The sequence below is a fragment of the Xanthomonas sp. XNM01 genome (assembly GCF_014851915.1).
Lineage (GTDB): Bacteria > Pseudomonadota > Gammaproteobacteria > Xanthomonadales > Xanthomonadaceae > Pseudoxanthomonas.
The window spans coordinates 782,294-802,762 of sequence record NZ_JACVAP010000002.1 but is presented as its reverse complement, the minus strand read 5'-3'; the positions used below and the strand labels follow the sequence as shown (position 1 = coordinate 802,762).

Annotated in this window: 17 protein-coding genes; 7 read left to right on the top strand and 10 right to left on the bottom strand. The window is 69.7% G+C overall.

Annotation, left to right across the window (positions count from 1 at the left end; all coding sequences use genetic code 11):
- Window positions 1–3,577, bottom strand: a 3,577-nt coding sequence (locus IB242_RS11280) for a fibronectin type III domain-containing protein (RefSeq protein ID WP_192279201.1), incomplete at its 3' end; no start/stop codon positions are given.
- A gap of 939 nt (window positions 3,578–4,516) precedes the next feature.
- Between IB242_RS11280 and IB242_RS11275 the strand changes: the two genes are divergently transcribed.
- On the top strand, window positions 4,517–4,933 hold the full coding sequence (locus IB242_RS11275; protein WP_225540403.1) for a cupin domain-containing protein: 417 nt from the start codon (window positions 4,517–4,519) through the stop codon (window positions 4,931–4,933).
- Between the two features lie 34 nt (window positions 4,934–4,967).
- Here the strand turns inward: IB242_RS11275 and IB242_RS20475 are convergent, their stop codons facing one another.
- From IB242_RS20475 to IB242_RS11265, 3 genes are all read right to left on the bottom strand, one after another.
- Window positions 4,968–5,714 (bottom strand): chromate transporter, encoded by a 747-nt coding sequence (locus IB242_RS20475; RefSeq protein WP_343237134.1) that lies wholly within the window; start codon window positions 5,712–5,714, stop codon window positions 4,968–4,970.
- 17 nt (window positions 5,715–5,731) lie between these two features.
- Window positions 5,732–6,130, bottom strand: a complete 399-nt coding sequence (locus tag IB242_RS20470; RefSeq protein WP_343237133.1) for a chromate transporter — start codon at window positions 6,128–6,130, stop codon at window positions 5,732–5,734.
- A 237-nt stretch (window positions 6,131–6,367) separates the two neighbouring features.
- Window positions 6,368–6,856, bottom strand: coding sequence for a GFA family protein (locus tag IB242_RS11265; RefSeq protein ID WP_192279199.1), 489 nt, complete (start codon window positions 6,854–6,856; stop codon window positions 6,368–6,370).
- 1,077 nt (window positions 6,857–7,933) lie between these two features.
- Between IB242_RS11265 and IB242_RS11260 the strand changes: the two genes are divergently transcribed.
- On the top strand, window positions 7,934–8,389 hold the full coding sequence (locus tag IB242_RS11260; RefSeq protein WP_192279197.1) for a VOC family protein: 456 nt from the start codon (window positions 7,934–7,936) through the stop codon (window positions 8,387–8,389).
- Between the two features lie 204 nt (window positions 8,390–8,593).
- Here the strand turns inward: IB242_RS11260 and IB242_RS11255 are convergent, their stop codons facing one another.
- The 3 genes from IB242_RS11255 to IB242_RS11245 form a co-directional block, all read right to left on the bottom strand.
- Window positions 8,594–9,418, bottom strand: coding sequence for a DUF4344 domain-containing metallopeptidase (locus tag IB242_RS11255; RefSeq protein ID WP_343237132.1), 825 nt, complete (start codon window positions 9,416–9,418; stop codon window positions 8,594–8,596).
- 284 nt (window positions 9,419–9,702) lie between these two features.
- Window positions 9,703–10,155, bottom strand: coding sequence for a hypothetical protein (locus tag IB242_RS11250; RefSeq protein ID WP_192279195.1), 453 nt, complete (start codon window positions 10,153–10,155; stop codon window positions 9,703–9,705).
- 158 nt (window positions 10,156–10,313) lie between these two features.
- A complete protein-coding gene (locus tag IB242_RS11245; RefSeq protein WP_192279193.1) occupies window positions 10,314–11,402 on the bottom strand; it encodes a crosslink repair DNA glycosylase YcaQ family protein in 1,089 nt (362 codons plus the stop codon).
- A gap of 324 nt (window positions 11,403–11,726) precedes the next feature.
- On the opposite strand from IB242_RS11245, the gene IB242_RS11240 reads away from it, so the two are divergent.
- Together IB242_RS11240 and IB242_RS11235 are read left to right on the top strand one after the other, a co-directional pair.
- Window positions 11,727–13,040 (top strand): acetamidase/formamidase family protein, encoded by a 1,314-nt coding sequence (locus tag IB242_RS11240; protein WP_192279191.1) that lies wholly within the window; start codon window positions 11,727–11,729, stop codon window positions 13,038–13,040.
- Between the two features lie 164 nt (window positions 13,041–13,204).
- Window positions 13,205–13,555 (top strand): hypothetical protein, encoded by a 351-nt coding sequence (locus tag IB242_RS11235; protein WP_192279189.1) that lies wholly within the window; start codon window positions 13,205–13,207, stop codon window positions 13,553–13,555.
- A 94-nt stretch (window positions 13,556–13,649) separates the two neighbouring features.
- On the opposite strand, the gene IB242_RS11230 is transcribed toward IB242_RS11235, so the two are convergent.
- Window positions 13,650–15,281, bottom strand: coding sequence for a sensor domain-containing diguanylate cyclase (locus tag IB242_RS11230; RefSeq protein WP_192279187.1), 1,632 nt, complete (start codon window positions 15,279–15,281; stop codon window positions 13,650–13,652).
- 360 nt (window positions 15,282–15,641) lie between these two features.
- Here IB242_RS11230 and IB242_RS11225 point away from each other — a divergent pair, with 360 nt between their 5' ends.
- Both IB242_RS11225 and IB242_RS11220 read left to right on the top strand, forming a co-directional pair.
- Window positions 15,642–15,926, top strand: coding sequence for a hypothetical protein (locus IB242_RS11225; protein ID WP_192279185.1), 285 nt, complete (start codon window positions 15,642–15,644; stop codon window positions 15,924–15,926).
- Between the two features lie 50 nt (window positions 15,927–15,976).
- Window positions 15,977–16,891 carry a hypothetical protein gene (locus IB242_RS11220; RefSeq protein ID WP_192279183.1) on the top strand — a complete coding sequence of 305 codons (915 nt, stop codon included), beginning with the start codon at window positions 15,977–15,979 and terminating at the stop codon, window positions 16,889–16,891.
- A 111-nt stretch (window positions 16,892–17,002) separates the two neighbouring features.
- Here the strand turns inward: IB242_RS11220 and IB242_RS11215 are convergent, their stop codons facing one another.
- Window positions 17,003–17,842 carry a glycoside hydrolase family 11 protein gene (locus IB242_RS11215; protein WP_192279181.1) on the bottom strand — a complete coding sequence of 280 codons (840 nt, stop codon included), beginning with the start codon at window positions 17,840–17,842 and terminating at the stop codon, window positions 17,003–17,005.
- Window positions 17,843–18,455: 613 nt separating this feature from the next.
- Here IB242_RS11215 and IB242_RS11210 point away from each other — a divergent pair.
- Window positions 18,456–19,406: a hypothetical protein gene (locus IB242_RS11210; protein WP_192279179.1), complete on the top strand. Its 951-nt coding sequence runs from the start codon at window positions 18,456–18,458 to the stop codon at window positions 19,404–19,406.
- Window positions 19,407–19,633: 227 nt separating this feature from the next.
- Here the strand turns inward: IB242_RS11210 and IB242_RS11205 are convergent, their stop codons facing one another.
- The gene (locus IB242_RS11205; RefSeq protein WP_192279177.1) at window positions 19,634–20,404 is read right to left on the bottom strand and encodes a hypothetical protein; all 771 of its coding nucleotides are present in this window, start codon (window positions 20,402–20,404) and stop codon (window positions 19,634–19,636) included.
- Window positions 20,405–20,469 lie beyond the last annotated feature (65 nt).

The window sequence follows — 20,469 nt, the reverse complement described above, 5'->3', positions numbered from 1 at the left end:
GGTTGGAGACGGCCGAGGGCGCGCCGGTGCCGGCGCTGTTGGTCGCGGTCACGGTGAAGGTGTAGCTGGTCCCCGGCGCCAGGCCGCTGACGGTGATCGGCGATGCGCTGCCGGTACCGCTCAGTCCGCCCGGACTGGAGGTGACGGTATAGGACGTGATCGCCTCACCACCCGTGTTGGATGGCGCGGTGAACGACACCGCGACCTGGCCGGCGCCGATCACCGTGGCCGTGCCGATGACCGGTGCGCCCGGCGCCACGCCGGTGACCGCGAAACTACGGCTCACCCGGTCGGCGGCCAGGTAGCTGGCATTGCCCGCCTGGTCGGCGTTGATCGTGCAGGTGCCGGCGCTGACGAAGGTCAGGATGCCGCCGGAGGTAACCGTGCATACGCCGCTGGTCGAAGACGTGAACGTCACCGTCAGCCCGGAGGTGGACGACGCGCCGCCGCCGAGGATCGACAGGTCCGGCGAAGTGCCGAAGCTCTGCGCTCCCGGGTCGTTGAACGTGATGGTCTGGCCCGCAATCGGTGTCACGCCGCCGGACGCCGCCGAGGCCGGGCCGGTACCCGCACCGTTGGTGGCGGTGACGGTGAACGTATAGGCCGCGCCGTTGGTCAGGCCGGTCACCAGAATCGGCGAGGACGCGCCACTGACCGGCGCCACGTCGGCAGGACTCACCGTCACCGTGTAGCCGGTGATGGTGGTGCCACCGGTGTCGACCGGCGCAGTGAACGCCACGCTGGCCTGCCCGTCGTCAGCGGTGGCCGTGCCGATGGTCGGCGCACCCGGAGCGACCGCGGCGACGGTGAAGGTCTGCTGGACCTGGGCCGCAGGCAGGAAGCCGCTGTTACCGGCCTGGTCGGCGTTGATGGTGCAGCTGCCGGCGGTAATGAAGGTCAGCTCGCCACCGGACGTGATCGTGCACACACCAGTGGTCGCCGAGGTGAACGTCACCGTCAGCCCCGAGGTGGACGATGCACCGCCGCCCAGGATCGACAGGTCCGGCGCGGTGCCGAAGGTCTGCGTGCCGGGATTGGCGAAGGTGATGGTCTGCGGCGAGGCCGGCGTGATGCTGTTGGACACGCCCGAGGCCGCACCCGTGCCGGCACTGTTGGTGGCGGTGACGGTGAAGGTGTACGACACCCCGTTGGTCAGCCCGGCCACCGTGATCGGCGAGCCTGCGCCGGTGCCGGTGAACCCGCCGGGATTGGAGGTGACCGTGTACCCGGTGATGGTCGCGCCGCCGTTGGACGCCGGCGCGGTGAAGCTCACGTCCGCCTGGCTGTCCCCGGCCACGGCCGTGCCGATGGTCGGCGCACCCGGCACGACCGCGTTGACCGTGAAGGTGCGACTGACCTGGGAGGCCGCGTTCCAGGCGCCGTTGCCGGCCTGGTCGACATTGATGGTGCAGCTGCCTGCGGTGACGAAGGTCAGCTCACCGCCGGTGGTGGTGGTGCACACGCCCGTGGTGGACGAGCTGAAGCTCACCGCCAGCCCCGAGGTCGCGCTCGCTGCCAGGGTCGGACTGCTGCCGAAGGACTGCGCGGTGGGCTGGGTGAAGGTGATGGTCTGGTTGCCCTTGGGCGTGGCGCTGCCCGAAGCCCCCGAGGCGGTGCTGGTGCCGACCGCATTGGTCGCGGTCACGGTGAAGGTATAGGCCGTGCCGTTGGTCAACCCGGTCACGGTGATCGGCGAGGTGGTGAAGCCATTGCCGCCAGCGGTGATCGAGCCCGGGTTGGAGGTCACCGTGTAGCCGGTGATCGCCGAGCCGCCGTTGTTGACCGGCGCGGTGAACGCCACCGACACCTGGCCGTCGCCGGCTGTGGCGGCGCCGATGGTCGGTGCCTGCGGCGCGGTCAGGATGTTGACCGAGTGCGTCTGGCCGGCGCTGTAGCCGGCCACCGTATTGCCGACATCATCGACCACGTTGGTGCCGCCGTTGAGGTTGACCTTCAGCGTGCCGGTACCGGAAATGCCGCCGATGTTGACGTTGATCGCCGAGCCACTGCTGGCCGACACGCTGGCGATGCTGGCCGCCGCGCTCCCGGTACCGACCAGGGTGAAATCGTCGGTGGACACGTTCGCCACCGACTCGCTGAAGTTCACCGTGAACGCCATCGCGGTGTCCCCGGAGCCCGGCGAACCGCTGACCACGATGCTGCTCACGGTCGGGGCGATGTTGTCGACCGTGGCATTGCTGGTGTCGGACGTGGCCGTGACGTTGCCGGCATTGTCGGTCGCGGTCACCGTCACGTTGCGGTTGCCCATGTCGATGGCACCGGCGACCACGGTGTACGTCGCCGTCCAGGTCCCGGCGCTGTTGGTCGCCGCCACCGCGGCCCCGCCGCCGAACTGGGTGAAGTTCACGGTCACGCTGCTGATGGTGTCGGTGTTGTTGTCGCCGCCGGCGGTGTTGTTCCAGGTCGCGGTGACCGTGTCGCCGATCTTGTAGGCGCCGCCAGTGCCGCTGGCACCACTGATGCTGATGCGTCCGTCGGTCACCGTCGGCGCGATGGTGTCGACCGTGGCATTGGTGGTGTCGGCCGTGGTGGTGCTGCCATACGCATTGGTGGCAGTGACGCTTACGTTGCGACTGGTCGCATCGATGGCGCCAGCGGTCAACGTGTAGGTCGCCGTCCAGACGCCACTGCTGTTCGTCGCCGCGACGGCAGCGCCGCCACCGAACTGGGAGAAGTCCACGGTCACCGCGGTGACCGTGCTTGTGTTGTTGTCGCCGCCAGCGGTGTTGTTCCAGGTCGCGGTGACGGTGTCGCCGATCTTGTAGGCGCCGCCGGTGCCGGATGCACCGCTGATGGAGATCCGCGCGTCGGAAACGACAGGGGGGGCGGTACTGACCACATTGTTGGTCACCACCCGGCCGTTGAAGCTCTGCGCGGCGTTGTACGACGCGTCGTTCAGGCCTCCGGCGTCGGTGTAATCCAGCGTCAAGGTCGTGCCGGCCGCGAGCGCGGGGCTGACGTGCAGCGTCAGACTCGACCCGCTGTGGGTGTAACCCGTCAATGGGACGGGCACCCCGTTCTGCCGCAGGGTGAAATCGGACAGCTCCCCGAAGCTGAAATCGATCTCTTCGGACCATGTCGTCACGATGTCCGTACCGTCCGTGCTGCTGGCGGCGCTCACCAGGGTCGGCGGCTGCGTGTCGGGCGCCTGGCAGGTCACGGTGACGTCGATGGTCTGACCATCGCTCAGATACTGCGACGTGAAGAAGTTGATCGGCGACGTCGTGCAGTACTGGGCCTGGCCGGCGTTGGCATGGTTGTACAGCACGGTGAAGTGCCCTGCCGTCGATCCGAGGTTCACCGGCGCATTGGTCACGTTTCCGGAGAGGTCGAGCCGTGCATTGTTGTTGTTGGCCACGCCGCCATAGTTGCCTCCCGCATTGGCCGTGTCCGACCGGAAGAACACCAGCTGGCCCGGCGCCGGGTTGCCGGTGGCCAGGTAGTCCGCATGCGTGTTGTAGGTGACACGGGCGGTGATGGCCGCATGTGCCGGCATGCTCAGGCCGATGGCCATCGAGGTCAGGCCGAGCAGGGACAACACACGAGAAAGAAACATGATCGGGGTCCGGTGATTCGAAGAGGCGGGTGGGAGCGGAACGGGAAAGCCAGCAATCGCTGACCCAGCCCCGGGGTGACAGGGCTGATGCGCCATGGATGCAAGTTGTCTGCCACAGCTGTCGGGCGGCCGGCCGATGCGCCGCCCCACCTGAGTCCTGCGGGTGTCCCCGAACCGGCCCTCCCCTGGGCATGAGGTTCAACGCCTGACCGCGGCGCCGCGGCAGCCGTTCTCGGGATGCGCGCTGTGGGCATATCGGCCCTGGCCTGCCGTTCTGAAGGGCTGCACCGAAGCAATGTGCATCCAGCGAAATGGGCGCTTCCGTTGACCTTCACGGCCTGCCATGGCGCAGCCCTCGTGGCGCGATCCCCGGACCGCACGACCGGCGAAACAACGCGCCCCTGTCTGGGCCATGCGCATCGTCACCGCATCGGCCGGGCCTGGCACGGATGCGCGTGCTCACCCGTGATGGCGGGCGGAGCCGTCGTTGGCACTGGAGCGCCGTGGACGAAACCCGCTGGGTCCGCGCTCGATGCCGACGGCATGGTGACCGGCCGTTCTCCGCGACGGATCCAGGCCGGGCTGGACGTAGCGCTGGGGCGCTTGAGCGCGCGCCTCCGTGCGCGCGCCGCCTCACATGGCATCTGCACCCGCGGACGAGGCGGCGGCGGGACGATCCAGGCCGGAGCAGCCCCGCGTCCTGAACGCGTTTCGCTACCTGACGCACTCATCGGTGCCGTCCGGACCGATATGGCACGCCCGCCCGCACCGCGCGTCGCTGCGCCAGCCGTGGGACGGGGCCCGCAACTGCCCGACGCCGGCGGCCCGGCGAAGCACCGCCGGCATCCCGTCGCATCCGGCGCCGCGCGGGCGCATCATCCCTTGCCTGCCCCGCCTGCCACGTTTCGATCCCGCCACCGGCGAACCGGACACACCACCATGAATGCAGACGCCCGACAGCCCATCGTCCTCCGGCCGGGAGAAGGCCGGCATTACCGGATGGGCGGCATGGCCGCGGTGTTCAAGGCCCACGAGGGCGAAACCGATGCGCGCTACGCGATATCGGAATGGTGGCTCGAGCCGGATACCACGGGGCCAGGCGCGCATGCGCACCCGGAGGACGACGCTTTCTACGTCCTGGAAGGGACGATGCGCTTCCTCATCGGCGATGCATGGATCGACTGCCCTGCGGGTTCGTTCGTGCTCGCACCGGGCGGCGTCACGCACGATTTCCAGAACGCGGGCGACACGCGCGCCGGCGTCCTCAACATCTCCGCACCCGGTGGTTTCGAGCGGAACATGGGCATGATCGTCGAATGGTTCGCCCGCCATCCGCCCGGACCGGTTGCCGGGTGAGGCCATCGCAGACGGGGCCACGGTGCGCGTCGGCTCACGCCCACCACATCCCCATCGCGACCGACGCCGCCACACACCACAGCACGGCCCACAGCGGGGCGACGCGTGCGACCGCAAGCAGCGCGAAGCCGATCGCGGCGATGGCCATGTCCATCGGCGCGCGGATGCCTTCGGTCCAGACCGGATCATGGAAGGCCGCGGCCAGCAGTCCGACGACCGCCGCGTTGACGCCGGTAATGACCCCGGTGGCCAGGCGGTGCCGGGCGAGAAATGCCCAGGCCGGCAGCACCGCCAGCACCAGCAGGAAGCCAGGCAGAAACACTGCGACCAGCGCGATCACCGCGCCCGCTCCTGCCGGCAGGTCCAACGGCACCTTGGCGCCCAGAAAGGCGGCGAGCGAGAACATCGGCCCCGGCACCGCCTGCGCGGCCCCGTATCCGGCGATGAACGCGTCCGCACCCACCCAGCCCGGCGCGACGACGCCCTGCTCCAGCAACGGCAGCACCACATGGCCGCCGCCGAACACCAGCGCGCCTGCCCGGTAGAACGCGGCGGCCACGCCGGCAGGCGTCGGCGCTGCGGCGTCGGGGGACATCACTGCAGCGCCCAGTCCCAGCCCGAACACCGCCAGGCAGGCGCACGCCACACCGCGCCCGTACCGCACCGGAAACGCCGCCGGTTCCGGCATCCGCACCCGGCGGCACAGCAATGCGCCGGCCAGCCCGCCGGAGGCGATGGCCAGCAGCTGCATCCAGGCGGTGCCGGTCAGCACGGCAAGCACGCAGACCGTCACCGCGATCAGTGCCCGCGGCAGGTCGGGAACCGCGCCATGCCGACCAGACCGTGGCCGACCACCACGACCGCCACCAGCTTCAACCCGTGCAGGACATCCGCGCCGACGCCCGTCCCGAGGCGCGGCGCCAGCACCGCGAAGCCGGCCATCAGCAACGCCGACGGGAGAGTGAACCCGACGAACGCCGCCAGCGCACCGCCCCACCCGGCCCGGAGCAGCCCGATCGCGAACCCCAGCTGGCTGCTGGCCGGACCCGGGAGGAACTGGCAGATCGCCAGCAGTTGGGCGAAGCGCACTTCGTCCAGCCAGCCGCGACGCTGTACGAATTCCTCGCGCATGTATCCCAGATGCGCGATGGGCCCGCCGAACGCGGTCGATCCGAGCACGAGGAATGCAGCGAACACCTCCGCCACCTGGCCCCGTGGGCGTGACGCACCGGAACCGCCAGCCTCGTTCATCGCGTCGTGATTCCTGCAGGAGGGCGGCCCGCCACCGGGCGCCGCAGGCCGAGCGTGTCGGATCATGCGGTCAACCGCACGACGCACCGGCGGTCCTGGGCGACGACAGCAGGCAGCACCGGCAGGCGCAGGATGTCCTCCCGGACGCGCAGCCGTGCACGCACGCCGCGCGGCGGCTGGCCGTCAGGCGTCGAGCAGCCCGTGCCGGCGATGCCAGTCCTCCAGCGATTCGCTCGGCGCGCCGTCCAGGTGCACGTCCGACGGCCCGTCCGGCACCTGCACCCAGTTGGCCTTCGAGTCCAGCAGCATGTGCACGCGCTCCGGTGGCAGCGGCAACGGCGTGTCGATGGCCGCCGCATGCGGATGGACCAGGTCGGGCCATTCCGGATCGAACAACCACAGCGCGCTGCCACAGCCCATGCAGAAGTGCCGGCGCCCCGAACTGATCCGGCAGCCGCCGTCCTCCTCGCGGATCCGGGCCTGGTACACGCCCAGGTGTTCGCGCCCGTCCACCTCCAGGGTGTCGGCGCGCGCGCCCAGGTTGACCGCACTGCCGCCACCGCCGGCGGTCTTGCGGCAGATCGAGCAGTAGCAGTGCAGGAACGGCGCCGGCGCGTAGGCCTCGCAGCGGAAGCGCACCTTGCCACAGTGGCAGGAACCCTGGAGTTGCATGCGTCCATCTCCGGTCGGAACGGAGTGCAGACCCTAGCCGCCGCCGCGAGAAGCGCCCGTCATCGAACGCGTTCGCGTTGCGCACATTGCTCGCAGCACATGTCGCGGCAACATCCGCTCGCCTACCGATACGCAGCCCCTGTAGGAGGCCGCTCGAAGCCGACCGCCATTTCACACACACGCACCTGTCATCAGGCCGGCGGAAGGTCGGAGTCGAGCCCCCCTCCTGCAGCCGGTCGCAGCACACTTCACGGCAAAGGCCGCTCGCCCACCGACATGCAGCCCTGCAGGAGGCCGCTCGAGGCCGACCGCCATCTCACACACACGCACCTGTCATCAGGCCGGCGGAAAGTCGGGGTCGAGCCCCCTCCTGCAGCCGGTCGCAGCACACCTCACGGCAACGTCCACTCACCCACCGACACGCAGCCCTGTAGGAGGCCGCTCGAGGCCGACCGCCATCCCACACGCACGCACCTGTCACCAGGCCGGCGGAAGGTCGGAATCGAGCCCCCTCCTGCAGCCGGTCGCAGCACACCTCACAGCAACGGCCGCTCGCCCACCGACACGCAGCCCCTGTAGGAGGCCGCTCGAGGCCGACCGCCATCTCACACACACGCACCTGTCATCAGGGCGGCGGAAGGTCGGGGTCGAGCCCCCTCCTGCAGCCGGCCGCAGCACACCTCACGGCAACATCCGCTCGCCCACCGACACGCAGCCCTGTAGGAGGCCGCTCGAGGCCGACCGCCATTTCACACACGCACCTGTCATCAGGCCGGCGGAAGGTCGGAGTCGAGCCCCCTCCTGCAGTCCATCGCAGCACACCTCACGGCAACATCCGCTCGCCCACCGACACGCAGCCCCTGTAGGAGGCCGCTCGAGGCCGAGCGCCATCCCACACGCGCGCACCTGTCACCAGGCCGGCTGAGGGTCGGGGTCGAGCCCCCTCCTGCAAGACCTCTGCCGAGATCGAACGCCATGTCGATTTCCGCATCCGTCGCCCGTCGCACTACCGAATCCGGGGCGTGTTACCACCCGCACGCCTTCTTTCGACCACCTGGACCACATGGAGTACACCGCATGAAGATCGTCACCAGCCTCAGCTTCCAGGGCCAATGCCGCGAGGCGTTCGAGTTCTACGCCGCCGTGCTGGGCGGGCGCATCACCGCCGCCATGCCGTACGGCGACGCGCCGCCGGAGATGCAGGTCGGCGATCCCGACCACCGTGCGTGGCTGATGCACTGCTGGCTGGAAGTTGGCGACCAGGCGCTGATGGGTGCGGATATGCCGCCGGAGTGGGCGCCCAACATCGGCAAGCCCAAGAACGGCTTCGACGTCACCCTGCACACCGACGACCTGGCGCAGGCCCGGCGCTGGTACGAGGCCCTGTCCGAAGGCGGCCAGAAGATCATGCCGCTGGCAGAGACCTTCTGGTCGCCGGGCTTCGGCTCGCTGGTGGACCGCTTCGGCATCCCGTGGATGGTCAACACCAATCCGTCGGCGGGCTGGACGCCAGCGCAGGCGCCCACGGGCTGAGCACCGCATCTGCCTGCCGCATCGTCTCCGGGCGCTGCGGCAGGCGGCAGCACGCACCCCATCACGATCGTGCAGACGGCTGGCCGCGCGCCGGACGTGAGCACACTGCCGACATGACCCTCGCTGGCCGCGGACGGTATGTCGTGGCGGCACGCGCGATGCGCATCGAAGCGCACCGACACACGTCCGCAGTGCACGCTGGCGCTACTGCCTGCCCGGCCCCACCCAGCCCTTGCCGTCCAGAAAACGCCGGGCTTCCTCGCCGTACGCTTCGTAGCCGGGCGAAAGGTGCGGTACCAGCAGCCGCACCCAGGCGCGGCTGACGTTGCGGGTTTCGCGCGCGCAGCCGTCGGCACGGGCGACGGTGAGGCTGCCGGCCGCGACCATGCCGGCGAAGGCGTCCGGGTCGGTGCCGTAGATCATGCACTGCAGGTTGAAGAAGCGCTGTTCGCCCAGCGCATGTTCGTCGGCGTAGGCGTCCAGGTCGTAGGCGCCGGTGCTGCGCGAAAGCATCCAGTTGGCGGCCAGCCGCAGATTGCCGATCACCTGCCCGGCGGTCTCGTCCAGCCCGGCAAAGCGCAGCATCAGGATCGCCGCCAGCTGGTCCACCGCGTCCTCCTGGCGGCCGGTGACCGGCAGGTCCAGCTGATCCACCAGGGCATGGCCGGTTTCATGCAGCACGATGAAGCGCACGTTGGCGCTCAGGTAGCGCAGCGGATGGTCGTCGCCCAGCCCCAGCGCCTGCTGGTGTTCCTGGCCCTGCTCGTAGAGCGTGCGCAGGGTCTCGTAGCACAGCACCACCTCGGCGGCGCGCGGCCTGTAGAACGCACCGAACTCACCGCATTCGGCAGTGACGAAGCGCAGCCGGCGCGGCAGCGCGAACATGCCGTCGATGGCCTGCACCTCCGGCAGCTGCCGCCACAGATCGGCTTCCAGCACGCGGCGATGGATCTCCTGCAGCTCCGATGAGACCGGCGGGCGGTAGACATACTCGAACGCCGGGCCACCCGGTCCCGGGGACGCGTGCACGGGCTGCACCACGGCGCGCGATGCGGGCATCGCACCAGGTGCCGCCGACGCGTCCGGGCGCTCATGCGCCCTCCCGGCCGGCGTCGCGCAGCCAGGGCCGGCGGCGGTCGCCGCCATCAGCATCGCCGCGATGATCCAGGTCCTGGCAGACATGCATCCATTGCTTGCAGGGAGTGGACCGCAAGCCTAAGAGACATCAGCGCCGGGAACAATTCCGCCGACGGACGACACGCGCGGGCACGACATGCACATGCCGGGCAGTGGCGACCCCGGACGCGCCCGGCTCACTCGGCCATTCTTGCGCCCAGCTGCGCTTTCAGATCGCCGTGCGCATCGATCAGCGCCACGTGGCCCATGAAGTCCTGCGTCTGCAGGCCCACTCTGGTGTCGTAACGCAGGAACAGCGAGCCCGATGCGTAACGCGTCGGATCTCCCTCCTCGTCCGCGCTGCCGCACGGCGCCGGCCGCAGCGCGACGCTGCTCACCACCGTGTCCTTCGAACCTCCGGTCCTCTCCACCTTGATCGACGCGATGCGCAGGCAGTCATCCGGACCCATGGCGGTGGTCCACGAGACGGTCAGCGGCACCGGCTTCTCTTCCGGCCCCACGATCATCGCCTGCGAATGGCGGGCCACCACCGGCGACAGGCTGGCGTCGGCCTGCTCCAGCAGCACCAGCTCCGGCGCCTGCCGCTGCAGGCTGCAGCCCAGCAGCGAAAGGGTCGTCGCAACGGCCATCAGGTTTCGCATCGTCTTCCCTGTGTTTGATCAGAAGGTCCGGAACAGCGCTGACACGGCGCTACAGCCAGCGGCGTCTGTGAGCAGCCGATCGCCGGAAGACGCCCGGCCGCCTGCCGCGGACAGCGCATGCCGCGAATGGACGCGCCGTCGCCGTCTCAGGACAGGAACACCGTCAGCCGCTGCAGTTCCTCGTCCAGCGCTACCTTGAACGCGGCGTCCTTCGGCTCGCCCGCCACGTAGCCGAACGTCGGCTGCAGGCGCCCGTCCACCAGCGACACGTTCGCCCAGCCGATCACCTGCTCATGCCACAGCATCGGCAGCGCGTAGTAGCCGAACACCCGTTTGGCCGCCGGCGTGTACGCCTCGAAGCGGTAGGTCCAGCCCCACAGCAGGGTGAAGCGGCGCCGGTCCCAGACCACCGGGTCGAACGGCGCCAGCAGGCGGACGGCCGCGTCGGGCGCATGCCGGCGCGAGCGCGGGTTCTCGCCGGTGGGCCAGTACCAGTCCACGCCGTCGATGCGCACGCCGGGCAGGCGCTCGCGCGCTTCGCGCAGCGCGACCTGCAGCGGCGCGGCAAGATGCGGCGCGCCGTAGCCCAGCAGCCGCACCAGATAGGTCAGGCTCGGCCCGGGCAGCGGCGCGTACTTGCCGACGATGAGATCGACCAGCGCGGCGGCGCGACGCGCGCGTCCGGCCGGGCCGTCATCGGACGCCGGATGCTCGACCGCCGCATAGACGCGCGTGCCGCTGTCGCGTCGGGCCACGCGCAGCAGCCCGCGGTAGTGCAGGCCATCGAGCAGCTGCGTGGTGGCATTGCTGGAGCCGCCCCAGTAGTTGCGCACCCGGCCATGCTCGAACTGCTGCTCGACCTCGCGCGGATGCACCGGCCGCCGCTGCGCACGCACGAACTCCAGCACCTCGGCCGCGCGCCGCCGCGTCTGCGCATCCCAGGCCCGACGCGGCTGGCGCGGATGCATCAGCGCCAGGTGCTCGCGCGGCAGGAAGACGTAATTGACCAGGCAATCCTCCTCGACGTCCAGACGCGGATAGCGCCGCTCCAGATCGCCTGCGCGGTAATCGCGCACCCGGTGCCGCAGGGTCAGGTCCTGCGCGCGGGCCGGCGCGCGGATCGGGTCGGCCTGCACGAAGCCCAGGCGCCGGATTGCACGCTGCAGCGTGGTCGGCGCGAACAGCGTGCGGGCGACGGCGAAACGGCGCAGCGCATCGAGATCGGGAGAAGGCATGGGCACGGGCTCGGAATGACCGGCCGAGTATGAGGCCAGTGCCCCTTGAGCTAAGTCCAGGGCGATGCCCCGGGCGCTCACACCGCCGGCACGTGCCCATGTCCGCGACGGGCGATGAACGGCTGAGCCCGGCAGAACCGCCGGCCGCTGCTGCCGGCCAGTTCCCCGCCGCCAACGCAGCGCCGTCGGCGCCGGTGCTGCCCCTGCCGATCACGACGACCCGTTGCGCATGGCCATCGCGCCGCCCACAGCGCATGCATTGATCGCTGCAACCATCCGGCCGCGTCGCGCATCCATCTGCATATCGTTCGATCCGGTGCCGTCATGCGCATGCTGCTCCAGTCCCTGCTCGCCTCCCTGCTTCTCGCCGCTTCCCTGGCATCTGCGGAAGAATCGGTCTGGCTACTGTCCATCGACCGCTGGGGCAATGCCGAGCACCGCACACTGACCCTGTCCGGCAGTGCGGCGGGCGTGGCCGGCCTGTTCCAGGGCGAACCGCTGCAGGGCATGCGCGAAGGCGACCGCCTCACCTTCAGCGCCGGCGATCCGGCCGTGGACGGCTATCGTTTCGAAGGCCATATCCGGGCGGACGAGCTCGTGGGCCGCATCGCGTACTCCGATACCCAGCCCAGCGGTCGGCGGAACTGGCACGCCGTGCGCGGTCGGAGGCTGGACGCGCCGCCGCCCGTCGCAGGCACCCGGAATTTCCAGCCGCAGACCTTTTCCAACGTGTTTTCCGCCGATGTACCGCCGGCGCTGGTGATCCGCCCGGGCGACAGGATCGCCACCTCGACGCTCGATTCCGGCGGTGTCGACCATGAGGGCACCACCCGTGCGTTGTACGGCAATCCGCAGACCGGCCCGTTCTACGTCTGGGGAGCGCAGCCTGGCGACGTGCTGGCGGTGACCCTGCACACGCTGCGGCTCAACCGCGACTTCGCCGACAGCCTCGATGGCTTCACTCCGCGTGTCACCAGCCACGGCATGGCCGGCCGTATCGGAAGCACGCTGGGCAAGCCGGTGCGCTGGAGGCTGGACCGCGACGCCGGCACCGCCAGCCTGGAAGACCCTCCGCCGGCACTGCGCGATTACGTGGTGCCGGTGCGCCCCATGCTGGGCGGGCTCGGCGTCGCCCCGGATTTCGGATACGCGCCAGTCTCCACCGGCGACAGCGGCCACTTCGGCGGCAACATGGACCACAACGGCATCGTTGCCGGCACCACGGTCTATCTGCCCGTGGAGCAGCCCGGCGCCCTGCTCTACCTCGGCGATGGTCACGCCCTGCAGGCCGATGGCGAAACCACCCAATGGGCGCTGGAAACCTCGCTGGACGTGGAGTTCAGCGTCGCCCTGCTGCCGGCGAGGCCACTGTTCACCCCGCGGATCGAGTCAGGCGACGGCATCACCACGCTCGGCCAGGCCGGTTCGCTGGACGAAGCGGTACGCCTGGCCACCGCAGGCATGGTCCAGTGGCTGGCACAGGACTACGGTCTGAACGACCGCGAAAGCTCGCTTGTGATCGGCACCGCCGCCGAGCTGCGCATCGCAACGCTGGCAGGCCGCAACGCAGGCGTATCGCTGCACGTGCCGAAGGAGCGGCTGCGGATGCTGCGGCCGGACGTGCCGGAGCGCAGATAGGCCTCGCATGCCCCGGCACTGCCGGAACGTGGCATGGACCGCACCGCTGACGGAACCGCCTCGACTTCTCGGCGCCGCGCCCATCCCGTTCACTCCGGTCGCGCACGCCGTTGCTACCCTCGCTGGCACCACCGCGTCCGACCTGCCATCCGCGCACCCGACACGTGACCAGCCGACTCCCGCTGCTCCTGCTCGTTTCGCTTGCACTCGGCGCCGTGCCCGGCTGCCGGGCGCCCACCGCCGCACCGGCCTTCGACAGCGCGGTCTGGAAGGCACAGCGCGGTGCCGATCCACAGGCCAACAGGCGCGGCACGATGGTTGCCGCGCTCGAACAGGCGGTGCGCACCGGCATGCCGCGCAGCGACGTCATCGCCCTGCTCGGCGAACCCGACAGCCGCGATGCCGACACCGATACCTACGAGCTTGGCGTGTCGCCGCTGGGCATCGACGCCGAGGTCTACACCGTCACCTACCACGCGGGCAGGGTCGCCTCGCTGAGCTGGCAGCGGCGCTGAGCGCCGTGTTCGTGCGTCACGGGCGCGTGGTGGGCGCTGCCCGACACGCCCAGCCGCGCGCCATGCCTCGGCGGCAGCGAGGGCGCCGGCCCCGCTATCCCTCGACTGGAAACACGCACAGCCCCAGCGACCGGGTCTTGGCCTGGTACATCGCGGCGTCCGCGGCGCGCAGGTAGTCGTCGCTCGTCGTCAGGCCGGGATGGCTGCAGACCAGGCCGATGCTGGCGCGCGTGGTCACTGTCTGCACGTCGATGTCGTACGGCGCTGCCAGCGCGGCGGCAATCTGCCCCGCGCGCTCGGCGGCGGCCGCCGGGTCGACCGATTCCAGCAGCACGATGAACTCGTCGCCGCTCATGCGCGCGACCAGGTCGACCGCGCGCACGCAGTGCTCCAGCCGGCGCGCGACCTGCTGCAGCAGCTGGTCGCCCGCATGGTGGCCGTGGGTGTCGTTGACCGCCTTGAAACGGTCGAGGTCGAGCATCAGCACCGCGAACAGCGTGGTGTCGGCCGCGGTGGATGCGCCACCGCCTGCCGGCGCCGCGTTGCGATACAGCGTGATGGCATGCTCGAGCCGGTCGCGCAGCAGCGGCCGGCCCGGCAGGTTGGTCAGGGCATCGTAGGAACTGCCGCGTTCGGCCAGGTCGCTCAGCGAACCCGCCATCCGCACCGCGACACCATCCTCGAACCGGGCCACGCCGCGCCAGTTCACCCACACCAGCCGCCCCGCCCCGTGCCAGGCACGGAAGTCCACGGAGAAGTTCGGGCTCCCGCCCGCCAGGTGCCGGCGGTACGCCGACTGCACGCGTGCGTGATCGTCCGGGTCGATCAGCCGTTGCAGGAACCGCCAGCCGTCCTCGTGCTGGTGGCCGCCCGCGTCCAGGCCGACGATCTCGTTGAAGCGGCCGGACACATGCAGCACGTCGGTGCGCAGGTCCCAGTCCCAGATGCCGTCGTTGGAGCCGCGCGCGGCCAGCGCATAACGCTCGTCCGAACGCCGCAGTTCCAGCTCGGCCGCCTTCTGCCGGGTCACGTCGATCATCAGGCCGATCATCCGGTTCGGCCGCCCCGGCTCGACCACGGTCCGGCACAGATCGCGCACCCAGACCACCTCGCCGGAGCGGGCGATCAGCCGGTAGCTCATCTCGTAGGCGTAACTGTGCGTGGCGTCGTAGGCGGCGTTGTCGATCGCCAGCGCGGCCTGCAGGTCGTCCGGATGCACGCGCGAGCGCCAGAAGCCCGGGTCGGCGCGCCATTCCTCCACCGTGAAGCCGAACAGGCGCTCCACCTGCGGACTCAGGAAGGTGTTGCCAACCCCGCGTTCGGCTTCCCAGACCACGCCATCGATGGTTTCCAGCAGGCGCAGGAAGCGCTGCCGCACCTCCACCAGCACCTGCTCGGTGACGTCGGTGATCTCGATCAGCACACCCTGCCGGCTGAGCACCCGCTCGGACGCGTCCGTCTCCGGCTGCAGCTGCAGCCGCATCCACCGGTAGCCGCCATCGGCGAACCGCAGCCGGAACACCGGCATGCCCGAGCGCAGCGTCGGGTTGTCGTCGGGGTGGACGAAGTCCAGCAGCGAGCGGCCGACCGCCTCGGCCACCGCATGGCCGGTGAGCCTGTGCCAGGCCGGATTGAGATACGTGACCGTCCAGCGCGCATCGGTCTGCACCACCGCGTCGGGCAGCAGCTGCAGCAGGCGTCCGGACGGCATGGGATCGGCGGGCATGAGGCCGCTATCGTCTCCGAAGCGCGCGTGGCTGGTCCAGCCCCGGCACGGCGGGCCACCGGGCGGTTCGCTGCCTCCTTGCCGCCCGTCGGCATCGTGACGATTTCATTGCAGCCAGGTGGCGATGACCGCGCCAATGGCGGCTGCCCGACGCAGCCGTGGAATGCCCGACGGCCTGCATCACCCCGGGGCCGGGCACGTCTCCGCGGCAGGCCAGCCGTCTTCACCCCGCTGGACCGGTGTGTTGCTAACCTCGCCCGCGACCCTTCCCGGCCACCCGCGCAAGGTCGACACGTGAACATCCGACTCCCGTCGCGCCTGCTCGCTCCACTCCTTTTCGCCACCGCACTGGGCTGCTCCATGCCAACCACCACATCGGATTTCGACAGCGCCACCTGGAAAGCGCAGCGCGACGCGCCCGCGCAGGAGAACAAGCGCGGCACCATGGTCACGGCGCTGGAACAGGCGGTGCATGCCGGCATGCCGCGCGCCGAGGTCATCACCCTGCTCGGCGAGCCCGACAGCCGCGATGCCGACATCGACACCTACGAGCTGGGCGTGTCGCCGCTGGGAGTCGACGAGGAGGTCTACGAGATCACCTACCGCGATGGCGTGGTCGCCTCGCTTGGCTGGAAGCGGCGCTGAGCGCGCCATCCGGCACCAGACGCCCTACCGCCGCGACCGGAACTTCGACGATGAGCGAACCACGCCCCGATCTGGATGAACTCCGCAGGCAGTACCAGGTCGGCGACGACCGGATGACCACCTACACACCGCGCGTGCTGGGCATTCCGCTCGCGGACGGTCGCCGCATGACCCAGACCGAAGCCGATCTGCTCGACCGGCTGGGCCTGCTGGAACTCAAGCAGTTCAAGGACATCAGCGAGGATGCGCTGGCCGAGGCCGGCAGGCGCTTTCCTCCCGGCAAGCCACCGGCGCACGTCCCCGATGGACGCAGGCGCGAGTGGATGGGCACCGATGGGCATCTCGATGCGTTCCGGCACGCGTACTGGAACGCCCGCCTGACCCAGGCATTCGGCGAAGACTGGGCGCGCGCGTTCACCACCGCGCACGAAGGCGTGCCCGGCAACAAACCGACGCCCGAAGCGATGGACCTGCACAACAACGCGGTCGGCATCCGCATCGGGCTGGCCAACCCCGACGCATCGCCGGCACGACTGGCGGCCCTGGTCGAAACCGCCGTCCGCAACGGCGAGATGGTCGTCGTCGACAAGGACGGCAAGCTGCAATGGAGCGATCGTGTCGAGGTCGGCCAGCATGGCCTTGCGCCACGCGATGAGCCGGTCCTGGACGGGAAGATGCGGGCGCCTGCCGTGGTCGATCCCGCCTATGCGCGCAACGACACGTCGGCACCCACACGCGATGACGGCACCCGGCACGCGCAACGGCTGACCGACGATCCCGAGGTGGCCAGGCACCTGGCTGCCCTGCAGACGCAGGATCCCGCCGCGATCCGCGAGGCCACACTGGCCCTGGCGCAATCGGCCGCCGGTGAACGCTTCCTCGAGGCCCGCCGCGCGCGGCTGGCCGAGCAGGATGCCCGCACCGCCCAGCCCGCTCCGCCGGAGCGCGGGCCCGCGCTGGGTTGATCAAGCGCCGGGAGCATCCCGGCTCTCATTGCGTCGGTAACCCGCACGCGTCGGTCCCTGATCATCCAGGCGGACCGACGCGCATGCGCCGGCCCCGCCGCCGATCCGCGATTACCGGCCCGCGTCCCAGACCCGGCCGGATGCGCTGCCGCCCTTCTCCACACCGAACACCTCGACCGCGAACACCTGATAGGTCGGGTCGTCGCTGGCGTCGAAGTTGTTCATGTCCGGCAGCTTCCAGCCGTTGGACTCCCAGGCCTTCACGTGGTCGGCGAAGACGATGGTGTGGTCCACGCCCAGCGGCATCTGCTCGGCCGGCCGGCTCCAGTACTGGTAGAACGTGGCCGTGTTGTTGATCGAGGGCTTCTGCTCGCGCACGGTGCGCCAGGTGGTGTACTCCACGCCGTTGCTGACGAAGGACGCGCCCTGCTCGCCACCCTGGCCCGGCAGGAACGTCCAGCGCTGCACGATGTAGTACTCGACCAGGTGGGCCGGGTCGGTCGGGTCCATCATCTTGTCGTAACCCCAGCCGTAGAGCGTCACGAAGCTGGCGCCGGCGTCCTCGTTGAGGTGGTAGCCGATCACGCGGTTGCGGTCGCCATGGTCCCAGCCCGGGCCGCCGACGTAGTTGTAGTTGCCGCCGATCCAGTCGATCTTGAAATTGCCCTGGTCGTCCAGCTGCTGCGAGGCCTCGCCACCATCCTTCCAGTGGGTGAAGAACACATCGCCCACATGGCCGGTCGCATGGCTCTGGGTGAGCAGCGTCTGCCCATCGAAGCGCTGGGTGTAGGCGGTGAACTTGGTGATCGGCGGCTTGCCCTCGGGCGCGGGCGCAGCCGTCGCTGCGGATGCAGGCGGCTGCGCACTCTCGGGAGCCGAGGGCGTATCGCAGCCGGCAAGGGCCAGGAACAGGACGGAAGTCAGGACGGACGTGGCGAGGCGGTAGGTCATGAGCGGCGTAGTGAACCTTCGGGTGCTGCACGGAAAGGGGGGCGCCGCAGTCTTCGCCACGGCAAGCATCTCTCGCCCGGCGACTGCATGGGCTCGGGCGATTGTAGACACACCTGTCAATCCGTTCGCCAGCGCACGGTGGCGATCCGTGCAATCGACTGCAGGCTCATTCTCTGCGGCGGAATGGCGACCCGAATCACGTCATCGCAGGCCTCGATGCTCGCCAGCGAGATGAATCAGCCCCCCATCTTCCCGGGGGAAACCCTCAGTCCTTCCAAAAGGAAGCGACAGAAAGCTTATGGGGCTCACAGCGCTTCATAAGCTTTCCAGGGCGCACACCACCTGGCAGGCCGCTCCATACCCACCGGGCGACCGCCCTATCGCTCGAGCGTATGGCGTCAGGCTCGGTTTCCGCATGATGTCCGCTGTCGGGCACGTCCGGGCGCTTTCGACAGGGCGGGATCGGAGACCCCAACAGCTGCAACACGCGTGGCGCCTGCAGTGAGTACGGCAGCGCTGGCTGTCGCAGGCTGCTGCACGCGAATTCGTCTTGAGGCCCCGTTACCTCCACGCCTGCATGCGATCATCCTGCAACACACAAGGATGCTCCGCGATGCCCGATACACAGGACGACATGGAACAGCTGCACGAGCACGCCTACGCGTCGATGGACCGCGGCGACCTTGCCGGCGCGGCTCGCGATTTCGGCACCCTGCTGCTGCACCAGCCGGAGAACCGCTCGTACCACTACATGGCCGGTCTGGCTCACAAGTACCGGCTGGACTGGCCCGCCTCGCTGGAACACAACCTGCGGGCCATCGCGCTGGACGGCGCGTTCGACGAGGCACATCACTGGAACGCCGCCATCGCCGCGACCGCGCTGGGCCGCTGGAGCAAGGTCCGCGAACTCTGGGCGGCCTGCGGCATCGCCATCCCGCCGGGCGACGGCCCCATCGCATCGGATTTCGGCATCGCCGTCGTGCGGCTTGCGCCCTGGGGACATGGCGAAACCGTGTTTGCACGCCGTATCGATCCGGTCCGCGCCCGGCTGCTGAACGTGCCGCTCCCAGAAAGCGGCCACCGCTTCGGCGACATCGTGCTCCACGACGGCGCGTCCACCGGGTCGCGCTTCGACGGGGACCACGAGGTGCACGTGTTCAATGGCTTGGAGCGCCTGGTGCCTTCGCCGTTCCAGACCTTCGTCGTGTTCGTCCACGCCGGCAGCAAAAGTGACATCGATGCACTGCTCCGCGCAGAGGGCGATGGCATCGGCTACAGCGAGGACTGGACGCACAGCATCCGCAGCTACTGCCTGCGCTGCAGCTATGGCGCACCGCATCGGCATGCGGATGACGACGGGAACGACTGGCAGTCCCAGCGCAACCTGGGCATCGCCGCACTGGACCGGCACGCGGTCGACACGTTGCTCGGCAATTGGGCCGCGGACCATCCCGGCCGGCACGTGGAGGCGGTCGAGGTCCGCGAATGTCCGGTCCCCGCACGGGAAGACGGGCGCGCATGGTGGCTGTCGCCGGACTTGGAAGACGAACTGGTCAGCGATTAGGCGCCTGGCATCCGTACAGCAGACAGCAAGAAGCCCCGCCGATGCGGGGCTTCCTGCTTGACGGCCCGACAGCATCATCGGCGACCGCACACTCCAGCACGTCAGTGCAGAGCCGCACCGTACAAACGGATAGCCGTCTCGATGGCGTATGTGGCCGCCCGCCGTGCAGCAGCGGACGGGACGTCGGGAGGTTCGAAACCGCTCATGGACGGCGGACGTATTCCCCGCTATCGCACGCTTGCGGACGACGCAGGATCGGGAATAGCGACCTCGCCGCCCCACTGGGTGTAATGCGTGGTCGTATCCGCCGTGAACCCCGCTGCGCCGGCGGTCGCCAGCTGCAGGATGATCCGACCGGGCTCGTCCATCCACAGTGTCATGGCGTCGATGGTCGCGCCGCCCCAATGGAACGGCGCCGTCGCGGTCACACCGGCAAGATGCCGGGACGTGCCGTCGGGCAACGCCATGTCGCGCCATGCACCGACCTTCCATTCGGGAGCTGCGGCGATCATCCGCCGCGTCATCTCCGGCCCCGTCGCCTCGCGCCATGCCTTGACGATGCCGAACCCGACCTCCATTCCCGGCGTGCTCGGGTCCGCCTCCACCCAGCCGGTGTCGCCGAAGTCGACCCAGGACCTGCCCCCGGTGGTGGTCATCCGCACGCCGCTGTCGAGCGCTGCGTAGGCCTCGTACTCGTCGCCCATGCGCCACACCGTCCGCGAGGACACGGTCTCCGAGCGCATGGTGAACGCCCCGGAGCCCGCGAACGCGAGGTAATCGGCCAGGCACTTGCCCAGCGCGTCTCCGGAGATGCTGGCGCCCTCGACCAACGACAACGCACCGCAGGATGCCGGGCCATCCACGCGCTCCGCTCCGGCGGTCGCCGCCGGCGCGTCCGCGGAGGTCGGCTCGGGGGCGGCTCCGTCCCCGCAGGCCGACAGCATCAGGGCCAGGACGAGGACGCCTCCGGCAAGTGCGGGGGACGGTACGTTGCTCATCTGCAGCTCCTCTGCGTTGAAAAGTGAACCTGCCTCGCTACTTCGAACAGAGCACGTCATCGCCG

Coding starts and splice junctions, on each gene's coding strand:
- IB242_RS11275 (WP_225540403.1), top strand. CDS start 4,517: ATGAATGCAGACGCCCGACAGCCCATCGTCCTCCGGCCGGGAGAAGGC.
- IB242_RS11265 (WP_192279199.1), bottom strand. CDS start 6,856: ATGCAACTCCAGGGTTCCTGCCACTGTGGCAAGGTGCGCTTCCGCTGC.
- IB242_RS11260 (WP_192279197.1), top strand. CDS start 7,934: ATGAAGATCGTCACCAGCCTCAGCTTCCAGGGCCAATGCCGCGAGGCG.
- IB242_RS11250 (WP_192279195.1), bottom strand. CDS start 10,155: ATGGCCGTTGCGACGACCCTTTCGCTGCTGGGCTGCAGCCTGCAGCGG.
- IB242_RS11245 (WP_192279193.1), bottom strand. CDS start 11,402: ATGCCTTCTCCCGATCTCGATGCGCTGCGCCGTTTCGCCGTCGCCCGC.
- IB242_RS11240 (WP_192279191.1), top strand. CDS start 11,727: ATGCGCATGCTGCTCCAGTCCCTGCTCGCCTCCCTGCTTCTCGCCGCT.
- IB242_RS11230 (WP_192279187.1), bottom strand. CDS start 15,281: ATGCCCGCCGATCCCATGCCGTCCGGACGCCTGCTGCAGCTGCTGCCC.
- IB242_RS11225 (WP_192279185.1), top strand. CDS start 15,642: ATGCCAACCACCACATCGGATTTCGACAGCGCCACCTGGAAAGCGCAG.
- IB242_RS11220 (WP_192279183.1), top strand. CDS start 15,977: ATGAGCGAACCACGCCCCGATCTGGATGAACTCCGCAGGCAGTACCAG.
- IB242_RS11215 (WP_192279181.1), bottom strand. CDS start 17,842: ATGACCTACCGCCTCGCCACGTCCGTCCTGACTTCCGTCCTGTTCCTG.
- IB242_RS11210 (WP_192279179.1), top strand. CDS start 18,456: ATGCCCGATACACAGGACGACATGGAACAGCTGCACGAGCACGCCTAC.
- IB242_RS11205 (WP_192279177.1), bottom strand. CDS start 20,404: ATGAGCAACGTACCGTCCCCCGCACTTGCCGGAGGCGTCCTCGTCCTG.